The 18384-nt window shown below is 68.1% G+C and carries 16 protein-coding genes; 6 read left to right on the forward strand and 10 right to left on the reverse strand.

The features are described 5' to 3' along the window. The first annotated feature begins 11 nt into the window (after positions 1-11). On the forward strand, positions 12-884 hold the full coding sequence (locus tag ABD116_RS12400; RefSeq protein ID WP_343968249.1) for a DMT family transporter: 873 nt from the start codon (positions 12-14) through the stop codon (positions 882-884). Here ABD116_RS12400 and ABD116_RS12405 read toward each other — a convergent pair. The 3 genes from ABD116_RS12405 to dapA are packed head-to-tail and all read right to left on the reverse strand — an operon-like array spanning position 826 to position 4483. Continuing rightward, a complete protein-coding gene (locus tag ABD116_RS12405; protein WP_343968251.1) occupies positions 826-1857 on the reverse strand; it encodes a LacI family DNA-binding transcriptional regulator in 1032 nt (343 codons plus the stop codon). The two genes, ABD116_RS12400 and ABD116_RS12405, sit on opposite strands and share 59 nt — an antisense overlap. 20 nt (positions 1858-1877) lie before the next feature. Then, on the reverse strand, positions 1878-3572 hold the full coding sequence (locus ABD116_RS12410) for a ribonuclease J (RefSeq protein ID WP_343968254.1): 1695 nt from the start codon (positions 3570-3572) through the stop codon (positions 1878-1880). Continuing rightward, positions 3569-4483: a 4-hydroxy-tetrahydrodipicolinate synthase gene (gene dapA / locus ABD116_RS12415; protein ID WP_343968256.1), complete on the reverse strand. Its 915-nt coding sequence runs from the start codon at positions 4481-4483 to the stop codon at positions 3569-3571. Before dapA ends, ABD116_RS12410 begins: the two co-directional genes overlap by 4 nt. 302 nt (positions 4484-4785) lie before the next feature. Between dapA and ABD116_RS12420 the strand changes: the two genes are divergently transcribed. Continuing rightward, positions 4786-5988, forward strand: a complete 1203-nt coding sequence (locus ABD116_RS12420) for a hypothetical protein (RefSeq protein ID WP_343968259.1) — start codon at positions 4786-4788, stop codon at positions 5986-5988. A 42-nt stretch (positions 5989-6030) separates the two neighbouring features. Here ABD116_RS12420 and ABD116_RS12425 read toward each other — a convergent pair whose 3' ends face one another. Then, positions 6031-6825: a metal-dependent hydrolase gene (locus ABD116_RS12425; RefSeq protein ID WP_343968261.1), complete on the reverse strand. Its 795-nt coding sequence runs from the start codon at positions 6823-6825 to the stop codon at positions 6031-6033. Positions 6826-7037: 212 nt separating this feature from the next. On the opposite strand from ABD116_RS12425, the gene ABD116_RS12430 reads away from it, so the two are divergent. Next, positions 7038-8189 (forward strand): hypothetical protein, encoded by a 1152-nt coding sequence (locus ABD116_RS12430; protein WP_343968263.1) that lies wholly within the window; start codon positions 7038-7040, stop codon positions 8187-8189. 40 nt (positions 8190-8229) lie between these two features. On the opposite strand, the gene ABD116_RS12435 is transcribed toward ABD116_RS12430, so the two are convergent. The 6 genes from ABD116_RS12435 to paaA form a co-directional block, all read right to left on the reverse strand. Then, complete coding sequence (locus ABD116_RS12435; protein ID WP_343968265.1) at positions 8230-9807, reverse strand: alpha/beta hydrolase; 1578 nt, start codon at positions 9805-9807, stop codon at positions 8230-8232. Positions 9808-9895: 88 nt separating this feature from the next. Further along, positions 9896-10969: a 1,2-phenylacetyl-CoA epoxidase subunit PaaE gene (gene paaE / locus ABD116_RS12440; RefSeq protein WP_343968267.1), complete on the reverse strand. Its 1074-nt coding sequence runs from the start codon at positions 10967-10969 to the stop codon at positions 9896-9898. A 35-nt stretch (positions 10970-11004) separates the two neighbouring features. Next, positions 11005-11484 (reverse strand): 1,2-phenylacetyl-CoA epoxidase subunit PaaD, encoded by a 480-nt coding sequence (gene paaD, locus ABD116_RS12445; RefSeq protein ID WP_343968270.1) that lies wholly within the window; start codon positions 11482-11484, stop codon positions 11005-11007. Then, positions 11478-12218 carry a 1,2-phenylacetyl-CoA epoxidase subunit PaaC gene (gene paaC, locus ABD116_RS12450; protein WP_343968272.1) on the reverse strand — a complete coding sequence of 247 codons (741 nt, stop codon included), beginning with the start codon at positions 12216-12218 and terminating at the stop codon, positions 11478-11480. Before paaC ends, paaD begins: the two co-directional genes overlap by 7 nt. Next, entirely contained in the window at positions 12215-12493 is a 279-nt protein-coding gene (gene paaB / locus ABD116_RS12455; protein ID WP_343968274.1) for a 1,2-phenylacetyl-CoA epoxidase subunit PaaB, read from the reverse strand. The genes paaC and paaB overlap by 4 nt, the downstream gene beginning before the upstream one ends. After that, a complete protein-coding gene (gene paaA / locus ABD116_RS12460; RefSeq protein WP_343968276.1) occupies positions 12490-13416 on the reverse strand; it encodes a 1,2-phenylacetyl-CoA epoxidase subunit PaaA in 927 nt (308 codons plus the stop codon). Before paaA ends, paaB begins: the two co-directional genes overlap by 4 nt. A gap of 188 nt (positions 13417-13604) precedes the next feature. On the opposite strand from paaA, the gene ABD116_RS12465 reads away from it, so the two are divergent. From ABD116_RS12465 to ABD116_RS12475, 3 genes are all read left to right on the forward strand, one after another. Beyond that, positions 13605-14819: a DUF418 domain-containing protein gene (locus ABD116_RS12465; RefSeq protein ID WP_343968278.1), complete on the forward strand. Its 1215-nt coding sequence runs from the start codon at positions 13605-13607 to the stop codon at positions 14817-14819. 98 nt (positions 14820-14917) lie between these two features. Next, a complete protein-coding gene (locus ABD116_RS12470; protein ID WP_343968280.1) occupies positions 14918-15532 on the forward strand; it encodes a GNAT family N-acetyltransferase in 615 nt (204 codons plus the stop codon). Between the two features lie 632 nt (positions 15533-16164). After that, complete coding sequence (locus ABD116_RS12475; protein WP_343968283.1) at positions 16165-18099, forward strand: DUF222 domain-containing protein; 1935 nt, start codon at positions 16165-16167, stop codon at positions 18097-18099. The last annotated feature ends 285 nt before the right edge of the window (positions 18100-18384 follow it).

Consider the following 18384-nt stretch of genomic DNA (forward strand, 5'->3'; position numbering starts at 1 on the left):
GTGTGAGGCGCATGTGGTGGGGATTGCTGTGCGCCCTGGCTGCCGCTCTTGCCTACGGGCTGGCGTCGGTCATGCAGGCGATGGCGGCGCAGTCCACGCCCGGCGGTGGTGAGGGAGTCGATCCACGGCTGTTGTTCCGGGTGGTCTCGCAGTGGCGGTTCATGGTCGGGATCGCTCTGGACTTGTGCGGGTTCGGCGTTCAGCTCGCCGCACTGCAAGTACTTCCGCTCTTCGTGGTTCAGGCGGCATTGGCGGCCAGCCTCGCCGTGACCGCAGTGGCGGCGAGGTTCCTCGGGATCAGGCTGGGGCGGCGTGAGTGGGCTGCGGTCGGCGCGGTGTGCGTCGGGCTCGGCCTGCTCGGGTTGTCGGCGGAGAGCGAAGGCGCCAGCTCGGTCAGCAGCGGGTTCCGGTGGGGGCTGGTCGTCGCGACAGCGGTCCTGGTCGTCATCGGACTCTCGGCGGGACTGGCACCGAAGAGGTTGCGGGCGCCGTTGCTGGGCCTGGTCGCCGGCCTGAGCTTCGGCGTGGTGGCGATCTCAGGGCGGATCATCGACAGCTTCAAGCCGATCGACCTGCTCACTGAGCCCGCCGTCTATACAGCGATCGTCGCCGGCGCCTCAGCGATGCTGTTCTTCGCTTCGGCGCTGCAACGCGGCAGCATCACCACCGCGACGGCCATGCTCGTCGTCGGCGAGACGGTGTTTCCGGCCGCCGTCGGCATCCTGGCGCTGGGCGACCGGACCCGCCACGGGTTCGTAGTACCGGCAGCGGCCGGGTTCGCTCTCGCGATCGCGGCCGCCCTGGCTCTTGCCCGGTACGGCGAGCTCAGCTCGACGGAGGAATCTCCCCCGAGCCACGAATCGTCAGCTTCACCGGCACCCTGACCGTCCGGCCCGGGCGGTGCGGCTCGGGCAGCCGCTCGGTCATCAGCTGGATCGCAGTACGGGCCATCACGTCGGCCGACTGCGCCACCGCGGTGAGTCCGGGGCTGAGCAGGTCGCCGAGCGCGAGGTCGTCGAAGGACACCAGCGCGACGCGATCACGACGGCCCGCCATCCCCCGCAGTACCTCGGCAGTGGTCATGTTGTTGGCCGACAGAATGGCTGTCGCGGGCTCGGGCCGGTCCAGCACTGCGGACAGCGTGATCCCGATCCCCTCCGTCGTCGGCTCGGACAGATGGACGAGGTCCTCGTCGACATCGATCCGGTGCCGGGCCATCCCGGCCCGATACGCGACGACCCGCTCGCGGGCCGTGAAGATCCGCTCGTCATCACCGAGGTACGCGATCCGCCGATGCCCCTGCCGGACCAGATGGTCGATCGCCTGGTCGATACCGCCCGCGTTGTCGGCGAGCACCGCATCGGCCTCGATCCCGTGCGCCGGCCGGTCGATCGTCACGACTGCCATCCCGGCGTCGACGTGCGGGGCCAGGTACTCCTGGGTCTCCCCGATCGGCGCCATGATCAGCGCGTCCGGGCGCCGGGCCACGAACTCCAGGCAGACCTCACGCTCGCGCTCGGGGTCCTCGTCGGTCAGGCCGATCATCACGACCGAACCGCTCCCCCGCGCCCACAGCTCGACCGCGCGGCCGAGCGACGCGAAGAACGGGTCGCCGATGTCGCGGATGACGACCGCGATCGTGCCGGTCTTGCCGCGGCGCAGCATCCGGGCGCTCTCGTTCGGCGTGTAGTTCAGGTCCTTGATCGCGGCCTGGACCTTCGCGGTCAGCTCCGGGCTGACGTTCGGCTCCTCGTTGACCACCCGGGAGACGGTCTTGAGCGCCACGCCCGCCCGGGCCGCGACCTCTTTCATGGTGGGCCGGCGCTGCCCGGCTCCATTGACACCAGTGATACTCACGTCTGGCCCACCCCTCTGTATTAGGACTGCACGACGACCGGGATGATCATCGGCCGGCGACGGTGTGTGTCGCTGACCCATTTGCCGACCACGCGGCGGATGACCTGCTGCAACTGGTACATGTCGTCCACCCCGCTCCCGATCGCCTTCTCGATCTCCGCCTCGATCTTCGGCCGCAACTCGTCGAAGACAGTGTCGTCCTCGGCGAACCCGCGTGCCTGGATCTCCGGCCCGGCCATCAGTTTGCCGGTGACAGAGTCCATCACGGCGATCACCGAGATGAAACCCTCATCGCCGAGAATCCGCCGATCCTTCAGCGAGGTCTCGGTGATGTCGCCCACGGTCGAGCCGTCGACGAACACGTACCCGCACTCGACCTTGCCCGCGACGACGGCTTTGCGGCCGACCAGGTCGACCACCACCCCGTCCTCGACCACGACCACATTCTCGTCCGGTACGCCGGTCTGCCGCGCCAGCTCGGCATTCGCGTGCAGGTGCCGGATCTCGCCGTGCACCGGCATCACGTTGCGCGGCTTCACGATGTTGTAGCAGTAGAGCAGCTCGCCCGCCGACGCGTGGCCGGAGACGTGGACCAGCGCGTTGCCCTTGTGGATGACGTTCGCGCCGTGCCGGGTCAGCCCGTTGATCACCCGGAACACCGAGTTCTCGTTGCCCGGGATGAGTGACGACGCCAGTACGACGGTGTCGCCCGGCTGGATCTGTACTACGTGATGGTCGTTGGCCGCGATCCGCGACAACGCCGACATCGGCTCACCCTGCGAACCGGTCGACACCAGCACGACCTGCTCGGGCGGGTAGTTGTCGAGCTCGCGCATGTCGATCAGCGTGTCGCCGGGCACGGTCAGGAAGCCCAGGTCGCGGGCCACCGCCATGTTGCGCACCATCGAGCGACCGACGTACGCGACCTTGCGGCGATGCTTGACGGCCGCGTCCATCACCTGCTGCACGCGGTGCACGTGCGAGGCGAAGCAGGCGACGATGATGCGCTGCTTCGATGCCTTGCTGAACACGCCGTCGAGCACCGGCGCGATGTCGCGCTCGTGGGTGGTGAAGCCGGGCACCTCGGAGTTGGTGGAGTCGACCATGAACAGGTCGACGCCTTCCTCGCCGAGCCGGGCGAACGCCCGCAGGTCGGTGATCCGGTTGTCCAGCGGCAACTGGTCCATCTTGAAGTCGCCGGTGTGCAGCACCAGGCCGGCCGGCGTCCGGATCGCCACGGCGAGCGCGTCCGGGATGGAGTGGTTGACCGCCACGAACTCGCACTCGAACGGGCCGAAGCGCACCGTCTCGCCCTCGACGACGGTCTGCTGCGGCACGTTGCGGTGCCGGTGCTCCTTCAGCTTGCCCTCGAGCAGCGCCAGGGTCAGCTGCGAGCCGACCACCGGGATGTCACCGCGCTCGCGCAGCAGGTACGGCAGGCCGCCGATATGGTCCTCGTGGCCGTGCGTCAGGACGACGGCCACGATGTCGTCCAAACGCTCCCGGATCGGCTGGAAGTCCGGGAGGATCAGGTCGACACCGGGCTGGTTCTCGTCCGGGAAGAGCACGCCGCAGTCGACGATCAGCAGCTTGCCGTCGTACTCGAAGACCGTCATGTTCCGGCCGACCTCGCCGAGGCCGCCCAGCGGGATCACACGGAGAGCGCCGGGCGCGAGTGGCTCCGGCGCTTGCAGATCGGGGTGCGGGTGGCTCATGCAATCAGTCCTGCCGTCTTCAGATCGGTGGTGAGCCAGTCGGTCTGCTCGCCGGTCGCCTCGACCAGCGGCGCGCGCAGCGTCGCGTGCTCGATCACGCCGGCCAGCTTGAGGGCCGCCTTCACCATGATGGCCCCCTGCGTCCTCGTCATGATCGCCTCGACGGCGGGAACCAGCTGCCGGTCGATGCGTCGTGCGGTGTCCAGGTCGTTTGCGACGACGGCGTCGATCAACTGCCGGTACTGCGGGCTGGCGACATGCCCGACGACGCTGGCGATCCCGACAGCGCCCATCGCCAGCCAGGCAAGGTTCAGCTCATCCGCACCGCAGTAGTAGTAGAGGCCCGAATTGACCAGCACCTTCGTCGTGGCGGCGACATCGCCCTTCGCGTCCTTCACCGCGACGATGCGCGGGTGCTCGGCCAGCGCGAGCAGCGTCTCGGTGGTGATCGGCACACCGGCCCGGCCGGGGATGTCGTAGGCCATCACGGGCAGTCCGGTGGCGTCGGCGACCGCGTTGAAGTGCAGCTTGATGCCCTCTTGCGGCGGCTTGTTGTAGTACGGCGTGACGACCAGCAGGCCATGCGCACCGGCGGCCTCGGCCGCCTTGGCCGACTCCACGGTGTGGGCGGTGTTGTTGGACCCGACCCCGGCGACGACCTTCGCGCGATCGCCGACCGCCTCGAGGGTGGCGCGGATGATCAGCACCTTCTCCTCGTCGCTGGTGGTCGGCGCCTCGCCGGTGGTGCCGTTGACGATCAGGGAATCGTTGCCCTCGTCGACCAGCTTGCTGGCCACCTTCTGCGCCGCATCGAGATCGAGTGAGCCGTCGGGCTTGAAGGGGGTGATCATCGCCGTGGTCAACCTGCCGAAAGGCAGGGCCGTCGAGGCGGTGTCTGAGGTAGAGGACATGGGCTCAGATTACCGCTCCCAGTGCCTCAAGAAATGAGTAGGCCTGGTGGCTGTCCGCTCGGGGGTCCGGGCAGCCACCAGGCTCACTCGTCCTATCGCTGCAGCCTCCGCAGTCGTTACACCTTCCACCAAAAAAATCCGAAAAACTTCCTGCCGGAACTCTCTGCAGTCATCTCCTCACTATCTGTTCACATTTCGGCCCGTCAGGTTCTTGCCATGCCGGATTCCGACAGTGCGGAACGGCAGTTGAAAGGTGAACCGCGGGTGAGACTGAGGCCGTCCCCTACCGCCCAGGAGTCGGCATGAAGAAGTTCCTCGCTCTGCCCGTGGCCCTCGCCACGCTCGCACTGACCGGCAGCCTGATGACCGCACCGGCCCAGGCCGCGCCTGTTCCCGGTGCGGCTGTCGCCACGGCGCCCGGTGATCTGAGCCCGGAGCAGTCGCACGCCTTGCTCGAGCAGCTGGAGGCGAAGCTGCCGGCCGGTTACGAGGCGAAGTTCGCCGCGACCAAGGCCCGGCTCGGGCTGCAGGACTCAGATCTGCAGAAGACCGCCGAGCAGGCGATCAACCCGGACGACTACGAGTGCCCGGCGACGACGCCGGTGACGGACTGGGTCACCGCCTCGATCGCCGACTGGACGCTCGACGACCGGCTGAACGCGTTCATCATTCTGCTGCTCGACCCGATCACCTACGACGCGCTGTTCTTCCCCGAGCCGGCCAAGGGCCGCTTCTACGGGCTGGACGGCGAGTACACGAACACGGTCAAGAACACCTTCAAGGGTCTGCAGGGCTTCTGGGACATCAACTCGAAGGACATCGAGACCGTGCCCGCCCACGGCGACACGCTGCTCGACCAGGGCCGGGTCGCCCGTGCCCTCAGCGCGGCTCACGGTTTCTCGGCGGCCGACGCGGCATCGCTGGCGAGCACGATGGCGACGATCGTGAACCAGCCCAAGTTCGACTTCGGCAACCACCCGCTCTTCACCTTCAACGCGTTCGCCTGGTCGGCCGAGGGCGTCGCGATCCCCGGCGTCGGGCTGCCGAGCGACAAGGTCGTGATGGGCGACGGCGTCCTGGAGGGCTTCCGCGCTCTCGGGCTGGGCGACGTCGCGCCGAAGGCGATCCTGGCGCACGAGTTCGGTCATCACGTGCAGTACGAGCGGCACCAGTTCGACAGCCCGCTGACGGGGGCCGAGGCAACCCGGCGTACGGAGTTGATGGCCGACTCGTACGCGGCCTACTACCTGTCCCATCTCAAGGGCGCGCACCTGAAGTGGACGCGGGTGCAGCAGTACCTGGAGACGTTCTACGACCTGGGCGACTGCGGCTTCAGCGCGGAAGGCCATCACGGTACGCCGAACCAGCGCCGCCGGGCCGCCACCTGGGGCCTGACGCTGGCGACCTTCACCTTCGCCCCGCGCTACATCATCCCGACGGTGACGTTCGGGAAGCTGTTCGACAAGGTCCTCCCCCAGCTGGTCCGCCCTGACGCGACCAGCTGAGTTCCCCTGGTGAGTGTGGCGCGCCGTCCCGATGGTCGGACCCTAGCGGCGCGCCACACTCACTCCCACCGCGTCGAAGACATCCACCAGGAACTGGATCGCACCGGGCAGCAGCAAGACGCCGGCGATGACCAGCACCGGCACGATCAGCAGGTTCTCCACCCAGCCGCCGGTGCGGAAGCGCAACGGTCGCGGCAGGCGGATCTCGTACCAGGTCTCGCCACGGATCGGCAGCGGCCACAACCACGGACAGCCTGATCGCGTGAGGCTGTCGCCCAGGCAGTGCACGAACATGCCGACAGCAACGGCCACGCCGATCCACTTGCCGATCCCATCCAGCCCGGCGTGCAGGTTGTGGACCGCCGACTCCCCTGGCAACCACGTGCCCGCGATCGTCCACGCGCCGGCCGCCAGTACCAACGTCACGACCCAGTCGCCGAGCGCATCAGCGGCCAGTAGCAACCCGACGAGCGCCACGGCCAGTACTGCGCGCCAACCGCCCGCGGCGCCCGCACTCGACGTCGCGAAGCCGAGCCCGATCGCAGCCGCCAGCGTATGACTGGCATGCCGATGCTGCCCCGTGCTGTCCTCGTCCCGCGGCCCCTTCGTCAGCGAGTAGAGCAAGCTCGAGAAAGCCCGCACCACATTCGACACGAACCCGGTGATCGGCCCGAGCAACCGCGACGCCCCGGCGCCCGGATGATCCAGGTCCGGCAGCAACGCATACCCAGCCGTCGCGGCGGCGAACGGCACCACCTCCGCGATCGTCGTCAGCCCGACCAGCGGCGCGACCGCGAGCCCCGCGCACCAACCGGACAACGCATGCGAACGCCCCATCACGGCGCCCCACCCCCATCAGTCGTGAGCCGCCGATTCTTTCAGCGCGGACCGACAGTTCCTCGGCGCCACACGGGCCGTAGTCGCGAGCCGTCAACTTCCCGCCATGCCGGATTCCGACAGCTCCGAACCACCACCGGCGCCTCCGCGGCGGCCAATACTGAGCCGCATCAACCACTCCACCGCCGTCCCGGCGAAGTCCTAGGAGAACCATGAAGAAGTCCCTTGCAGGGTCGGCGATCCTGCTCTCGCTCGTGCTGGCGGGCGGTCTGGCGGCCAACGCCGCTCAGGCATCGACCGCCGGCGTGCAGACCGCGGCGGCCACGCAGACAGTGACGCCCGAGCAGACCGCCGCTCTGGCGGCCAAGCTCAACTCGCTGAGGCCCACCGACGGCTCGACCCTCGCGGCCCAGCTCAACGCTCAGGTGGCGATCGACGACGACCTGAGCGCTGCGGTCGTCCCCACCGCGTGCAACCCGTCCACGCCGGTCCGTGACTGGGCGGCGGCCCAGCGAGCTGACTGGACGGCGGCGGACCAGCAGTTCGCGGACGCCCTCAACAGCTTCCAGCCGCTGCTGCTGGACGCGCTGCTGTGGCCGCAGGACGCCGGGTCGACCTTCGGCCTCACCGGTGAGTTCACCACCGACGTCACCCACACCTTCCGCGACCTCGGCCGGTTCTGGGACATCGACGCGACCGGTATCCGGCTGGTCCCGATGAAGGGCACCATGCTGACCGACCCGGCCCGGATGTACCGGTTGTTCCACGTCGCCTACGGCCTGCCCGATGCCATCTCGACGGCGCTGGCCACCGAGGTCGTGACCACGGTGAACCAGCCGAAGTTCGACTACGGCAACCACCCGTTCTTCAGCTTCAACGCCTTCGCCTACCCGGGTGCGGTCATTCCCGGCTTCGTCATCCCGAAGATGATCGTGATGGGCGACGGGGTGCTCGAAGCCTTCAAGGCGATCGGCTACTCCGACGTCACCGCGCAGGCGATCCTGGCCCACGAGTACGGGCACCAGGTGCAGTTCGCGGACAACCTGTTCACCACCGCGCTCACCGGCCCCGAGGCGACCCGGCGGACCGAGCTGATGGCCGACTCGTTCGCCGCCTACTTCCTCACCCACGCGCGAGGGGACGCCCTTCAGTACAAGCGGATCCAGCAGTTCGACCAGGTGTTCTTCCAGCTCGGCGACTGCGGCTTCACCAACCCGGGCCACCACGGCACCCACACGCAGCGGCTGCGTGCGGTCGACTGGGGCTACAGCATCGTCCGTAGCGCCCCCGACCAGGGCCACATCCTGCCCAGCCGTACCTTCGCCGGCCTCTTCGAGACGCAACTGCCGATCATCGTCGCCTGACGGTCATGGCGGGGCGGAAGTGCTTCCGCCCCGCCATGGGTCAGCGCGTCGGCGGCCTGAACTGGTACGCCGGCTTGGCCTTTGCCGAACGGGTTGCGGGCTGGGCGAACGGGACCTCGTCGGGCTTGCACACCGTGCCCTTCGCGGGCAGGGCGCCGGTCAGTAGGTAGGCACTCGCCTTGCTGTCCGCGCAGGACGACGAGAACAGCGAGGTGTGGCCCCAGCCACTGACGCTGAGCAGCCGGGCGCTGCCGAGGATCTTCGACGTGCTGACCGCGTCCTCGTAGCGAGTGGCCGGGTCGTACCGGTTGCCGATCACAAGGACCGGGTTGGCCGAGCGCTTGGTGAACGGGCCGAGGTACCGGTCCGCATCATGTCCCGGCCAGTTCGCGCAGATGCTCGCCTCCCAGTTCCAGGCGCGACCGAAGTACGGCCACTTCTTGTCCGCTGCCCTGGCTGCAGTGACCCAGTAGGACGCGCTGGCCGGGTTGAGCGAGTCGGTGCACCACACGCCATAGAAGCCTTCAGCGCCTTGCTCGTACGCCGGTGCGGCCAGCGCCGTGCGTGCCGCCTTCACCTTGCTGGCCGACGCGGTGGCGAGCCCCTGGAGATACTCGGCCAGGGCCGGGAAGTCGCCGGCGCTGTAGAGCGCTCCGAGCGTCTGGGAGACCATGTCGGCGTAGGTGACGACCTCGCCGTCGGGCAGCGTGAGCGGGTGCTTGCGCAGCTTGGCCGCGAGTGCGTCGTACCGGGCCTTGGGGTTGCCGGCGCTGAAGGCGCAGTTCGGGCCGCCGAGATCGCAGAGGCGGAGGAACTCCTGCAGCTCCTGGTACGCGCCCTGCTCGCTCTCGAGCCGCGCGTCGACCGGCTTGCGGACCCACTCGAGGCCGCGGCCGGTGGCGTCCGAGACCGGGTCGATGACACCGTCGATGATGAGTGCGCGGACCTTGTCCGGGAACATGTTCGCGTAGACCGAGCCGATGTAGGTGCCGTACGAGTAGCCGGCGTAGGTCAGCTTCTTGTCCCCGACGGCCTGCCGCAGCACGTCCATGTCGCGGACGACGTCCGCCGTCGACATGTGGTTGATGATCGGTCCGGCGTACTTCTTGCAGGACTTGGCGTACGCCCGGTCGAAACCGATCCAGGTCTTCTCCTCGGCCGGCGTCACCGGGAACGGGAAGGGCGCGGTCGCGGCGTCGGCCTGATCCTGCGTCTTGAAGCAGGTCAGCGGAGTACTGCCGGCCACGCCACGCGGGTCGAAGCTGACCAGGTCGAAGCGGGCGCGCACCGCATCGGAGTACAGGCTCTGGCCGACGCTCTGGAGGAACTGGACGCCCGAGCCGCCCGGACCACCCGGGTTCAGGAACAGCGAGCCGATCCGCCGCTTCGGGTCGGTCGCCTTGATCCGGCTGACCGCGAGCGAGATCGTCGCGCCGCGCGGGTTGTCGTAGTCCAGCGGCACCTTCGCCGTCGCGCACTCGTAACCCGGCGCGTTGTCACACGCATGCCAGGCCAGCTTGGGGATCGGCGCGCTCTGCACGGCAGATGCCGGTACCACCGTGAGCAGACCGGCGACGAGCGCGCCGGTCGTGGCGAGTGTCTTCCAACGTCGAGCCATCGATGTACCCCCAGTGAGCGGACAGTTGCAGAATTCGGATTCTGCCTCATCCATCGGCTCACGGCGGTGTCATGACACCAACCTGCCCTCAGGCGTCGAAGTCGAGGGTGACCTTGTCACTGGTGGGGTGGGACTGACAGGTGAGCACGTAGCCGGCCCGGATCTCGTCGGGTTCGAGCGCCCAGTTGGTGTCCATCCGAACGGTGCCGTCGACAACTTTTGCCCGGCAGGTCCCGCAAACTCCGCCCTTACAGGCAAAGGGCGCATCGGTCCGGACGGCGAGCGTCGCGTCGAGCACTGCCTTTCCGTGCTCGCCCAACGGGAAGGTCGAGCGACGGCCGTCGAGGATCACCGTCACCTCGGCCGCCTCGGCATCGGTCGTCGTCTCCTCAACCCGCGCCACCGGTGCTTCGTCGCCGACGTGGAACAGCTCGGCGTGCACGTCCTCGCGCGCGACGCCCTGGTCGATCAGCAACTCCTGCGCGCCGACGACCATCGCGTACGGCCCGCAGAGGAACCACTCGTCAACGGACTTCACCGGCAGGATCGTGTCGATCATCCGGCCCAGCCGGTCCTTGTCGATCCGCCCGCTGAACAGTTCGACGTCGGTCGACTCGCGGGACAGCACGTGGACGAGGTGCAGGCGTTCGGCGTACCGGTCCTTGAGGTCGGCGAGGTCGTCGGAGAACATCACCGAGCCGGCCGTGCGGTTCCCGTAGAGCAGGGTGACCCGGCTCTGCGGCTCGACCTGCAGGATGGTCGCGACCAGCGAGAGCACCGGGGTGATCCCGCTGCCCGCGGCGATGAACGCGTAGTGCTTGGCGTGCGCGGGATCGAGTGGCGTCCCGAACCGGCCGAGCGGCGTCATCACGTCGATCGTGTCGCCGACCTTGAGCGCGGTCGACGCGTACGACGAGAAGTCGCCGCCGGGGATCCGCTTGACCGCGATCCGGAGTACGCCGGAACCGGCCGGCGAGCAGATCGAGTAGCTGCGCCGGACGTCGTCATCGGTCCGCCGCACGGTCAGGTGCTGGCCTGCGGCGAACTCATACTCCGCCGCAAGCTCCGCCGGTACGTCGAAGGTGATCGCGACCGAGTCGTCGGTGATCTCGTCGATCGCACTGACTTCGAGCGGATGAAAGCTCGCCCTGCGCCTGGTCATCGTCGTCATCTGGATCGCCTTGCTGCGTTGGATGTTCAAAGGTTTTTGAAGTGATCGAAGGGCTCGCGGCAGGAGTTGCACCGCCAGAGCGACTTGCAGGAGGTGGATCCGAACCGGCTCAGCTCGGTGGTGTCGGGCGAGCCGCACAGCGGGCACCGGATCGTCAGGCTCAGCGACACCGGTCCGCCGACCGCGCGACGGCCGGTCGGCGGGGCGATCCCGTACTCCGTGAGCTTGGCCTTGCCCTCGTCGCTCATCCAGTCCGTCGTCCACGCGGGCGACAGGACCGTCTCGACGCGACCCTTCAGCTGCAGCGAGTCCAGGGTCAGCTCGACCTCGTGCTTGATCAGGTCCATCGCCGGGCAGCCGGAGTACGTCGGGGTGATCGTCACGACCACCTCGTCGCCCTCGTGCCGGACCCCGCGCAGCACCCCGAGATCGGCGATCGTCAGCACCGGTACTTCGGGGTCCGCGACCTCCCCGACCGCCTCGAAGATCGCGGTGTCCGTCACCATTTCGCTCCCGGATGCGAGCGGGCGACGTGCTGCAGCTCGGCCAGCAGGTAGCCGAAGTGCTCGGTGTGACGGCCTTCGCGACCGCCACTGTGCTGGTACGCCGAGGTCGGCCGCTCGCAGGTCGACGCGTCGATCACTTCGGTCACCCGGCGCAGCCACTCCTCCTCCAGCGTCGACGGGTCGACGGCCGCGTCGAGCCGCTGGACCAGGTCGTCGGTGGCGAACAGCTCTGCCGTGTACGGCCACATTTCTTGCAAGCCGGCCTGCATCCGGGCGTGGCTCTCTTCGGTGCCGTCGCCAAGGCGCAGTACCCACTGGGTGGCGTGGTCGACGTGGTACGCGACCTCCTTCACCGCCTTGCCGGCGACGCCCGCGAGGGTCCCGTCGGACGAGCTGCGGAGCTCCTCGTAGAGCAGGTGCTGGTAGGTCGCGAAGTACAGGAGCTTCGCCATGCTGCGCGCGAAGTCGCCGTTCGGCAGCTCGGTGAGCTGGGCGTTGAGGAAGTCGCGCTCGTCGCGGAAGTAGGCCAGGTCGTCCTCGGTACGCCCCGCGCCCTCGACCGTCCCGGCGTACTGCAGCAGCGACCGGGCCTGGCCGAGCTGGTCGAGGCCGATGTTGCCCAGGGCAACGTCCTCCTCGAGCTGCGGGGCGGCCGCGATCCACTCGGCGGTCCGCTGCGCCGCGATCAGCGCGTCGTCGCCGAGCCTGAGTGTGTAGATGAAGAGGTCGCTCACAGGTGCTCGACGCCTTCCGGGACCTCGTAAAAGGTCGGGTGGCGGTACACCTTGTCGGCGGCCGGGTCGAAGAACTCGTCCTTCTCGTCCGGGCTCGACGCGGTGATGTCGGCGGCCGGCACGACCCAGATCGAGACACCCTCCTGGCGGCGGGTGTAGACGTCGCGGGCGTTGCGCAGCGCCATCGTCGCGTCGGGCGCGTGCAGGCTGCCGACGTGCACGTGACTCAGTCCACGACGGGACCGGACGAAGACCTCCCAGAGCGGCTCGATCATGCTGCGGTCTCCTTCTTCAGTGCCTGCTTGGCCGCGTACGCCGCTGCCGCCTCGCGGACCCAGGCGCCGTCCTCATGGGCCTTCACCCGGTGCGCCAGGCGCTCCTGGTTGCACGGACCGTTGCCCTTGACAACTTCGTACAGCTCGGTGAAGTCCGGCTGGGTGAAGCTGTAGTGACCGGTCTGCTCGTCGTAGGTCAGCCCGTCGTCGGGCACCCGGATGCCGAGCACGTCGGCCTGCGGGACGGTCATGTCGACGAACCGCTGCCGCAGCTCGTCGTTGCTGTGCCGCTTGATCCCCCACGCCATCGACTGCTCGGAGTGGGTCGAGCTGGCGTCCGGCGGGCCGAACATCATCAGGCTCGGCCACCACCAGCGGTTCAGCGCGTCCTGGGCCATCGCCTTCTGCGCGTCGGTGCCGTTGCACAGAGTGTGCAGGATCTCGAACCCCTGCCGCTGGTGGAACGACTCCTCCTTGCAGACCCGGACCATGGCGCGCGCGTACGGACCGTACGAGCAGCGGCACAGCGGGACCTGGTTGACGATCGCGGCGCCGTCGACCAGCCAGCCGATCGCGCCGATGTCGGCCCAGGTGAGCGTCGGGTAGTTGAAGATGCTGGAGTACTTCTGCCGGCCCTCGTGCAGCATGTCGAGCAGGTCGGCGCGGTCCACGCCGAGCGTCTCGGCAGCGGCGTACAGGTAGAGGCCGTGACCCGCCTCGTCCTGGACCTTCGCCATCAGGATCGCCTTGCGGCGCAGCGACGGCGCGCGGCTGATCCAGTTGCCCTCGGGCTGCATGCCGATGATCTCCGAGTGCGCGTGCTGCGCGATCTGCCGGATCAGGGTCTTGCGGTACCCCTCGGGCATCGCGTCGCGCGGCTCGATCCGGCCGTCTGCGTCGATCGTCGCCTGGAAGCTGTCCATGGGCCGAGCATAGCCGACTTGTGACACTTTTTCTGCAGATCGGACGACAAGTGTCACAACGGTGGCTTGGGGGTGCTACCACCACCTTCAGGTGTGGGCTCAGGCCACTGGGTCCGACGCCGCCGCGGCGACAGGATTGTGGACAACAGCTCAACCCCTCCACAATTCTTCGAAAGGGATGAATCCCCGTGACGCAGCTCATCACCTCGCAGCCCCCGGTGACCGACCACCGGGGCCCGGTCACCAGCGCCGAGCGCGCGCTGGCGCCGGATCTGATCCGCGGCGCGATGCTGCTGCTGATCGGCCTGGCCAACGCCGCCAACTTCGCCTTCGCCGGCTCCCCCGGCCTGAACGGCACCCCGCACGGCCTCGAGCGGATCCTCAACCTCGTCAAGATCACCCTGGTCGACGCCCGGGCGTACCCGGTCTTCGCGGTGATGTTCGGCTACGGCCTGGTCCAGCTGGCCCGTCGCCAGCGCAACTCGGGCGCGACGCCGAGCGGAGTACGCAAGATCCTGCTCAAGCGGAACGCCTGGCTGGTCGCCTTCGGCCTGGCCCACGCGACGCTCCTGTACTTCGGTGACTTCCTCGGCGCGTACGGCATCGTCGGCGTCATCTGCACGCTGGTACTGCTGAATCGCGGCGACCGCTTCCACAAGATCATCCTGTGGATCTGGGGCGCCCAGATCGTCTACGTGATCGTCGCCGCGGGCCTGGCAGCTTCGGCCGTCATCAACTCGGGACCGGGTCAGTCGATGACCAACAGCCCGAACTCGTCGCTGGCCGCCACGAGCTACGGCTCCAGCCTGGTCCACCGGCTGCAGGAGTACCCGGCCCACACCGCCTTCGTGCTCGGCTTCACCGTGATCGTCTGGCTGGGCATCTGGGCCGCTCGCCAGCAGATCCTGGAGAACCCGCTGGCTTTTAAGCCGCTCCTGACCCGGGTGGCCGCGGTCGGCATGGGCATCACCGTCCTCGGCGGTCTTCCGCTCGCCCTGGTCGCCGCCGGCTGGCTGCACGTCGACGAGGCCGCGATCTCGAAGCTCGAGTTCCTGCACAACCTCAGCGGCCAGTACGGCGGCCCCGGCTACATCGCCCTCTTCGCCCTCCTGGTCGGCAAGCTCACCGCGTCGCGCCGCCCCGCCGAACTGGGTCTGCCGGTCCAGGCGATCTCCGCCCTCGGGCAGCGGTCGATGTCCGGGTACCTGTTCCAGTCGGTGTCCTGGATGGTGCTGCTGGCGCCCTTCACCCTCAACCTGGGTCAGCGCTTCGGAAGTACCGGCTGGACTGCCTTCGGCGCCGCCATCCTGGTCTGGACGGTCTCGGTGATCGCCGCCTACCAGATGAAGAAGCGCTCGTACCGGGGCCCTGCCGAGACTGCGCTGCGGAAGCTCGTCTACTGACCCTCCTCCTGGTCCCTTTTGAGCCGCCTCCGGCAGGACACCTACCCGACGGGTGTCCTGCCGGAGGCCTTTGTCGTGGCCTTTGAAAGGATGTCGGCATGAACCACGACGACTTCGGCGTACCGGAACCGGAAAGCCTCACCTCGATGGGCACCACCGAGGACCCGATCGCCGAGTCGAGCGTCCGGCTCGCCCTCCCCGCCGAGGCCGACGCGATCGGCGAAATCCAGGTAGCAGCCTGGCGTCGCGCCTACGAGGGCCTGCTCCCCGCTGACGTCCTGGCCGACCTCAACCCTGCCCAGTTCGCCGCCCAATGGCGAGCCGCCCTGATCGCCCCCGGCGAAGCCCGCAACCGAGTGCTGGTCGCCCTGGCCGGCCGAACCATCGTCGGCTTCGCCGCCATCACCGCCTCCGACGACCCGGACGCCGACCCCCGCCACGACGCCCTGGTCGCCGAACTGGCCGTCGACCCCTCAGCCACCCGCGCCGGCCACGGCTCCCGCCTCCTGAACGCCGTAGTCGACACCACCCGAGCCGACAAGTTCCAACGAGTCACCGTCTGGGTCAACACCACAGACGACATCCTCCGCGCCTTCTACACAGACTCCGGCTGGTCCCCCGACGGCGCCACCCGAGAACTAGACCTCTACGGCGACGAATCAGTACGGGTCAAGCAGGTCCGCCTCCACACAGACCCCTCCACCTCCGAGTAGATGTTCTAGCCCCACCCGCACCCACTCGTCGCACCCACCCGAACCCACCAGCCGCCCGACGCATCGGGCACGCAACTCCAGCCGACCCCCGGGCGATGAATGAGGGGCAACCGCACCCCGTCGCCCGTCGCCCGTCGCATTGACCTGACCTGAACCACGAGCCGATCAAGCCGTTGGCCAAAGCGACTCCAGGCTGCCGAGTGACCAGCGAGCCCGCTCGTACTCAACCCACCCAACGGCGACCGACGCGTTGGCCACCCGCGCGATTCGGGCGGAGCTTCTTGGGGATGGCTCCCCCGGCTGCCGAACATCAACTGGCTTCAGCGTCACGGCCATACCCGGCATATCTCGGGGCATCACGCTTGACCACCTCCTCAGCAGTCGCGAGTCTGCGAGCGACGACTTCAGTGGCCTCCGGCAACGAGAGCCATCTGTCCGGCTGACCTTGCCCGGGTCGGGGACGATCGCGTCACGGCAGTCTCCTCCAGAGCGCACCTCTCGGCGGCGCCCGGCTCGGGGAACATCAGCACCGGTCGCGACCTGACATCTCTGCCTCATGAGAACCTTTTCTCTTGTAGATAAAGGATTCTCGCGTTCAGAAACTGTCGGTGGGGTCGTCTAGCGTTGTGGGTATGGACGACCGGGCGGTGGAGACGATGAGCGGCGACGAACTGCTGTCTGCCTGCGACGCCATCGAGGCCACGATCGAAGAACTCCTGGCGCGCCGCCACCGGGTCCTCCACCGCCTCGACGAGATCAGGTACGCCGAGGAGATCGGTGCCCATGACACGGCCCGGCTGATCGAGAAACGCTACCGCCTCGACCCGGCCGAGGCCCGCCGCCGCGTCCGCCTCGCCCTCGCACTCCCGAAACACCCCACCGTCGCCGCCGCCCTCCCCACCCCCGGCAACGACCTCTCCGACGACGACCTCCTTGACCACACCCTCCGCGGCGACGATCTGTCCGGGGATGACGTGGTGGTGTTGTCGTCGGCGCAGGCTGATGCGATCGTGTCGGCGCTGGAGAAGCTCCCCAAGCGCGCGAATGTGCCCGTGGAAGAGGTTGATGCGGCGGCTGGCGCGATGGTGCAGGCGGCCCGGTACATGAGTCCTGGTGATCTGCGCAGTATGGGTGAGCAGGTCCGCAACATCCTCGACACCGATGGCCCCGAACCGCGCGAGGATGCGGCCAGGGCCCGTGAAGAGGTGTGGGTGAAGAAGGCCGACGACGGCGTCAAGTTCGGTGGCTACCTCGCCGGCGAGAACGCCGAGAAACTCCAGACCGTTCTGCAGGCCGGTGCGAAGCCGCACAAGACCGACGAGGGCGAGCAGGATCCGCGGTCGCGGGGCAAGCGTCAGGCCGATGCGCTGGTGGATGTCTTCGATATCGCGTTGGCGTCGGGTGATCTGCCGACCCGGGGTGGGATCAAGCCGCATATCGCGGTCACCATCAGCCTGAACGATCTGCTGGAGGCGGGTCGGCAGGCGACCGGGGATCTGACCTACGGCGACGGTCTGTCGGCGGGGGCGATCCGCCGGTTGGCGTGTGATGCCGGGATCATCCCGATCGTGTTGGGCTCGGACAGTCAGCCGTTGGATGTCGGCCGGGAGTTCAGGTATGTCACCAACGGTCTGCGTAATGCGTTGAACCAGCGCGACAAAGGCTGCGTCATCTGCCACGCCCCACCCATCTACTGCGACGCCCACCACCTCATCAGCTGGCAAGACGGCGGAGTCACCAGCCTCGCCAACCTCGTCTTGCTGTGCCGGGTGGATCACAACTCGCTGCACGACGGCCACTGGACCATCACCATCGTCAACAACCAAGTCCACGTCACCCGCCCCACCTGGGCCGACCCACCACCCCGAAACACCGGCCGAAAACTCAACCAGCCCAGCACCACCCCCGCCACCGCACCCGCGCCGACGGCCACTACCCCCTGGCCGCCATCGATCACAACAGCTGACCGACCACCCGCAGCGACCACCACCGCCCCCATACCGCCACCATCCACCACGGACACCCAGCCACCATCCGGCACGGACAGCCGAGCACCATCCGCCATGGACGGTCGAGCACCATCCAGCACGGGCGCCCGGTCATCATCCGGCACGGACGCTCGAGCACCATCCGGCACGGACGCCCAACCATCAGCCGTCGGGGACACGTCGCCCGCGGCGCGGGACGCTGCCCCGTGGTCTTCACCGCCCTCCACGAACTCGACACCTGCGACGTCAGATAATGCCTCCTGGGCTCGAGCCGCCAGCGGTGAGACGACAGTCCCGAGCCCTGACACCAATCCTCCAGCCAGGCCCGGATGGCACTGGTCCTATGTCCACGACATCGGCTGGATCGACCCAGAGGACGCAGCGGCCACCGACCCGTGGGGAGATCACAACGCCAAATCGCAGCCGCCGATCGTCGACAAGTTGCAGCCCGACAGCCGCAACTCAGACGAACCGACGCCCTCTGCGGACACCACGCCATCAGCACGGCTCACTATCACCGGCAGACCATTTGCCGGTCCGGACAAGGCGGACTTCGATCCTTGGGTCGACAGCGCCTAGCACCGACGAGCATCGGCTCTCATAGTGGCGTCGCCGTTAGCATCGACGCTGTGCCGTCGGCGGCTACTTGGCCAGCACGACCTTCCGCTGCATGGTCCGACGCGACCCGATGGCGAGGCCGGATTCGTCGACATCAACTTCAACGGCTGAGCTGTTTCGCGCGACGAGGAAGAACGAGCGGGGCCAAACCATAGCCCGGCAGTGATCCGCTCCCCTTGACCAAGGCGGTCCACACCAGCTTGTTCGGGTGGGCTCAAAACTCCAGCCCGACGAGCGAGCACGAGC

Origin of the sequence: Kribbella koreensis (assembly GCF_039525325.1) — a bacterium.
Classification (GTDB): Bacteria; Actinomycetota; Actinomycetes; order Propionibacteriales; family Kribbellaceae; genus Kribbella; species Kribbella koreensis.